Here is a 5,162-nt window from a genome sequence, read left to right as displayed (position 1 = left end):
CTCTCCTGGTGTCCACCCCCCCCGGTCCCCCCCCCCCCGCCTCCGGGTTGTGCGGGGCGCGGGGCCGCGGGTGGGGTGAACGAATCGGGCGGCGCCCCCCGAACGGGGTGCCCGGGTGCCTCAGGCCGCTTCGCTCCGCATCGTCGGCACCCGCATCGGGCGCGAGCCCGGGCCGCCGACGTGGGAGAAGGGCTGGGTCCGCCAGTCGAGGCCCCGGGGGAGCGTCAACAGCAGGGCGGTGTCCTGCTCATGGGGCTTGAACGACTCGTCCGCGGGGCGGGCCTCGGTGGCCCTGCGGCCGGTGCCGGCGCAGACCGTGAGCCCGAACGGGTTCCACGGAGAGGCGCACAGCGCGTGCTCCGGCAGCTCCCGCTCGTCCGCCAGCAGCGCGATGGGCTGCGCGCAGTCCGGGCAGATCACCCGGTACATCTCGAAGGTGTCGTAGGCGTCGAGGTCCTCGTCGTCGAAGGCGTCGGGTTCGACGCCCTCCGATACGGGCTCGACGACCGGCTGCTGCCGCTTGGGCGCGGTACGACCAGGGCGCTTAAGACTCTGCATGGGATTCTCCCCCTCGGGCTGGGCCGTGACGGCACTGCGGCCTCGACCACAGCAAGCACTTCCCGTCCCCTCCACGGGGTAATCACGCGAACATCACGGAGACCGTTCGAGGGGTGTGGTCTTCGTCACATGCCGTTCCCAGGTGCCCCGTCCGGTGGATTTGTCCCCGCCCGGAACGCGGCCGACACCCCGTCACATCACGAACCGGACGTGACCCGGGCTGCTCAGGTATCCGAGGAGATCAACCGCACTGTAGGTTCTTGCGCCATGGAGGAGCTGGACCGACAGATCGTGCAGCTGCTCGTCAAGGACGGGCGGATGAGTTACACCGACCTGGGCAAGGCCACGGGCCTGTCCACGTCGGCCGTGCACCAGCGGGTGCGGCGGCTGGAACAGCGCGGCGTCATCCGCGGTTACGCCGCGGTCGTCGATCCCGCGGCCGTCGGGCTGCCGATGACCGCCTTCATCTCGGTGAAACCCTTCGACCCCAGCGCCCCCGACGACATCGCGGACCGCCTGGCCGGCGTCCCCGAGATCGAGGCCTGCCACAGCGTGGCGGGCGACGAGAACTACATCCTCAAGGTCCGCGTGTCCACGCCGCACCAGCTGGAGGAACTGCTTGCCCGGGTGCGCTCCCTGGCCGGCGTCTCGACCCGGACCACCGTGGTGCTCTCCACGCCCTACGAGGCCCGCCCGCCACGGGTCTGACTCCCGGCCGGCCCCGGTCCGCCCGCGTGACCGCCCCGGCTGCCGGGCGGCCCCCGTGAGGGGCGAGACTGGTGTCCATGAGTGAGACCACCACCCCGTCCACGACCGTCCTGCTGCGCCGCGGCGAGGTCCACAGTCCCGCCGACCCCTTCGCCACGGCCATGGTCGTCGAGCGCGGCCAGGTCGCCTGGGTCGGCTCCGAGGGTGCCGCGGACGCCTTCGCGGACGGCGTGGACGAGGTGGTCGACCTGGACGGCGCCCTCGTCACCCCGGCGTTCACCGACGCACATGTGCACACCACCGCGACGGGTCTCGCCCTCACCGGTCTCGACCTCTCCGGTGCCCCCACCCGGGAGGCGGCCCTCACCCTCGTACGCGACTTCGCCGCCGCCCGCCCGGACGACCGCGTCCTCCTCGGACACGGCTGGGACGCCGCCCGCTGGCCCGACGGCGCAGCGCCGACCCGCGCCGAACTGGACCGGGCCACCGGCGGCCGGCCCCTCTACCTCAGCCGTATCGACGTCCACTCGGCCGTCGTCACCACCGCCCTGCTCGATCTGATCCCCGGCCGGGTCGCCCGCGTGGACGGACCGCTCACCGGCGACGACCACCACGCCGTACGCGCCGCCGCGCTCGGCGCCGTCACCCCGGCCCAGCGCACCGCGGCCCAGCGCGCCGCCCTCGCGCACGCCGCCTCCCTCGGCATCGGAACCGTTCACGAATGCGCAGGCCCGGAGATCTCCTCCGAGGACGACCTCACCGGCCTGCTGCGCCTTTCGGCCGAGGAGGCGGGCCCGCGGGTCATCGGCTACTGGGCCGAACAGGACGTCGACAAGGCGCTGGGGCTGGGCGCGGTCGGGGCGGCCGGCGACCTCTTCGTCGACGGCTCCCTCGGCTCGCACACCGCGTGCCTGCACCAGCCGTACGCCGACGCCGCCCACACCGGCACCGCCCACCTGGACGCCGCCGCGGTCGCCGCGCACGTCGCCGCCTGCACCGAGGCCGGCCTCCAGGCGGGCTTCCACGCCATCGGCGACGCCGCCGTGGCCACCGTGGTGGAAGGGGTCCGCGTCGCCGCCGACAAGGTCGGCCTCGCCCGCCTGCGCGCCGCCCGCCACCGTGTCGAGCACGCCGAGATGCTCACCCCCGAGACCGTCGCCGCCTTCGCCGAACTGGGCCTCACCGCCTCCGTCCAGCCCGCCTTCGACGCCCTCTGGGGCGGCGAGGACGGCATGTACGCCCGGCGGCTCGGAGCGGAGCGGGCCCGTACGCTCAACCCCTTCGCGGCCCTGTTGCGCGCCGGGGTGCCGCTCGCCTTCGGCTCCGACAGCCCGGTCACGCCCCTCGACCCGTGGGGCACCGTCCGGGCCGCCGCCTTCCACCGCACGCCCGAGCACCGGGTCTCCGTGCGCGCGGCGTTCACGGCGCACACGCGTGGCGGCTGGCGGGCGGTCGGGCGCGACGACGCGGGAGTGCTGGTGCCGGGCGTGCCCGCCGACTACGCCGTGTGGCGCACCGGCGAACTCGTGGTCCAGGCCCCGGACGACCGGGTGGCCCGCTGGTCCACCGACCCGCGCTCCGGCACCCCCGGCCTGCCCGACCTGACCCCGGGCCGGGACCTGCCGGTCTGCCTGCGCACCGTCGTGGGCGGCCGGACCGTGTTCGTACGGCCGGGCGAGTGATCTCCACGGCCGACGGGGCGATGATCTTCTGCCGGGTGCGACCTGTGCGTCCTCCGCGCTGACCTGGGCTTTGACGCAAAAGGCGCAGGTCGAACGACTGTTGACAGCCGACGGCCGGGGGCCGGTAGGTTCGGCCGGGTCCACCACCGGACGCCCGACCGGGGAATCTTCCGAGCACCGTCGCGGCGCCGCTGAGTCAGGGACGGTGTGCCGCACCGGGGCACCGCCACTGGCAGCCAGGCTCAGCGCTCGCGCCGCGACGAGGGAACGTTCCGGCCGGTCGGGAGGTGTGACCCCGGGTGGGGCCCGGGCGCTCAGTAGACAACGGCTTTCGGTCGACCCGCAGCCAGCGGGCCCCAGGTCGGCCCGAAGGGCGCCGGGCCCCCATCCGCCGCGCAAACGGTCCTTAAACGGCCATCCCTACCCCGGACTTGGGCAAGCGACACCACCGTACGCACGTCCTGTCACGTCACCGCAGGCGGCGGCGATTAAGGTGGTGCTCTGCGTACGGACACGAAGGGGCAGTGGTGAACGACGGCGACGGGACGCCCGCGGCGGCGGGGCAGGGGAGGCGGTTCGGTCCCCTGGGCACGGTCCTGGTGATCATCCCGACCTACAACGAGGCGGAGAACATCAAGGCGATCGTCGCGCGCGTGCGCGAGGCGGTCCCCGAGGCCCACGTGCTCGTGACCGACGACAACAGCCCCGACGGCACCGGCAAGCTCGCCGACGAGCTGGCGGCGGAGGACGATCACGTCCAGGTCCTGCACCGCAAGGGCAAGGAGGGCCTGGGCGCCGCCTACCTGGCGGGCTTCCGCTGGGGACTGGAGCACGGCTACGGCGTGCTGGTCGAGATGGACGCCGACGGCTCCCACCAGCCCGAGGAACTGCCCCGGCTGCTGACCGCCCTCAAGGGCGCCGACCTGGTGCTCGGCTCCCGCTGGGTGCCCGGTGGCCGGGTCGTGAACTGGCCCAGGTCTCGCGAGATCATCTCCCGCGGCGGCAGCATGTACTCGCGGATCGCGCTCGACCTGCCGCTGCGCGACATCACCGGCGGCTACCGCGCCTTCCGCTCCGAGACCCTGGAGGGGCTCGGACTGGAGGAGGTCGCCTCCCAGGGCTACTGCTTCCAGGTCGACCTGGCCCGCCGGGCGATCAAGGCCGGCTACCACGTCGTCGAGGTGCCGATCACGTTCGTCGAGCGTGAGCACGGCGACTCCAAGATGAGCCGGGACATCCTCGTGGAGGCGCTCTGGCGGGTCACCACGTGGGGCGTGGGAGAGAGGGTCGGCAAGGTCCTGGGGCGCGACAGGCAGCCCGACAGGGCGCCGGGACGGCCGGGCGCCGGGACGGCCGCGGACCAGCCGGACGAGGGGGACCGGCCGGACGAGCGGGACCGGCCGGACCGGCCGGACCGGCCGGACAGGTCGACCGTGCAGGGCGACAAGTCGACACAGGTGCCCGACAGGAACGCCTGATCGTCCCCTTACGCCGCGCTGAGCCGGGGCCAGGCACACTGGGAGTATGACGACTGGCGCTCAGACCCCCAGGTCCCCCGGCCGGCCTCCACGCTCCCGGCTGCGCACTTTCCTGCCGCTGGGCATCGCCGCCTGGCTCGTCCTGGAGATCTGGCTGCTGACCGTGGTGGCCGGGGCGTCCAGCGGGTTCGTGGTCTTCCTGCTGCTGGTCGCGGGCATCGTCCTCGGGTCCGTGGTCATCAAGGCGGCGGGCCGCCGGGCCTTCAGGAACCTCACCGAGACGCTGCAACAGCAGCAGTCCGGCGTACCGCCCGAGACCCGTCCGAACAGCGAGGGCAACGGCCTGATGATGCTGGGCGGGCTGCTTCTGATCCTCCCCGGCCTGATCTCGGACGCGCTCGGCCTGCTCATGCTGCTGCCCCCGGTGCAGAAGGCCGTCAGCCGCTCCGCGCAGCGCACGGTGGAGCGCAGGATCCGCGAGGCCGGCCCGGGCACCCTGGGCGACGCCTTCCGCCAAGCCCGGATGCACCGCCCGGACGGCAAGGTGGTCCAGGGCGAGGTCGTCCGGGACGATCCGGACGACGCGCCGCGGGGCCCCGCCCGCCGCTGACCCACTGAGCCCTCCGGGGGCCGCCGGGTCACCCGGCCCCCGGACACACCAAAACGGACACACCAAAAAATCCGGGTTGGAGTCGGTGTCGCTAACTAAGTCGCCGCCCGGGGTGGGTTTGTGTGC

4 protein-coding genes and 1 pseudogene are annotated in these 5,162 nt (G+C 73.7%); 4 read left to right on the top strand and 1 reads right to left on the bottom strand.

The annotated features are described in order from the left end of the window. Positions 1 to 120: 120 nt before the first annotated feature. The gene (locus ACFWR9_RS03220; protein WP_383834684.1) at positions 121 to 558 is read right to left on the bottom strand and encodes a hypothetical protein; all 438 of its coding nucleotides are present in this window, start codon (positions 556 to 558) and stop codon (positions 121 to 123) included. 267 nt (positions 559 to 825) lie between these two features. On the opposite strand from ACFWR9_RS03220, the gene ACFWR9_RS03215 reads away from it, so the two are divergent. The 4 genes and pseudogenes from ACFWR9_RS03215 (at position 826) to fxsA (ending at position 5,044) form a co-directional block, all read left to right on the top strand. Beyond that, positions 826 to 1,266: an Lrp/AsnC family transcriptional regulator gene (locus tag ACFWR9_RS03215; protein ID WP_383834682.1), complete on the top strand. Its 441-nt coding sequence runs from the start codon at positions 826 to 828 to the stop codon at positions 1,264 to 1,266. Positions 1,267 to 1,343: 77 nt separating this feature from the next. Beyond that, the gene (locus ACFWR9_RS03210) at positions 1,344 to 2,948 is read left to right on the top strand and encodes an amidohydrolase (RefSeq protein ID WP_383834679.1); all 1,605 of its coding nucleotides are present in this window, start codon (positions 1,344 to 1,346) and stop codon (positions 2,946 to 2,948) included. 527 nt (positions 2,949 to 3,475) lie between these two features. Further along, a complete protein-coding gene (locus ACFWR9_RS03205; protein WP_383834676.1) occupies positions 3,476 to 4,426 on the top strand; it encodes a polyprenol monophosphomannose synthase in 951 nt (316 codons plus the stop codon). A 46-nt stretch (positions 4,427 to 4,472) separates the two neighbouring features. After that, positions 4,473 to 5,044: pseudogene (gene fxsA, locus ACFWR9_RS03200) on the top strand (FxsA family membrane protein). Positions 5,045 to 5,162: the final 118 nt, after the last annotated feature.

It is taken from the genome of Streptomyces sp. NPDC058534, assembly GCF_042717365.1.
In the GTDB taxonomy this organism is placed as follows: Bacteria; Actinomycetota; Actinomycetes; order Streptomycetales; family Streptomycetaceae; genus Streptomyces.
The sequence above is the reverse complement of the archived record's forward strand: the minus strand, read 5'-3'. Positions and strand labels throughout refer to the sequence as shown.

Coding starts and splice junctions, on each gene's coding strand:
- ACFWR9_RS03220 (WP_383834684.1), bottom strand. CDS start 558: ATGCAGAGTCTTAAGCGCCCTGGTCGTACCGCGCCCAAGCGGCAGCAG.
- ACFWR9_RS03210 (WP_383834679.1), top strand. CDS start 1,344: ATGAGTGAGACCACCACCCCGTCCACGACCGTCCTGCTGCGCCGCGGC.
- ACFWR9_RS03215 (WP_383834682.1), top strand. CDS start 826: ATGGAGGAGCTGGACCGACAGATCGTGCAGCTGCTCGTCAAGGACGGG.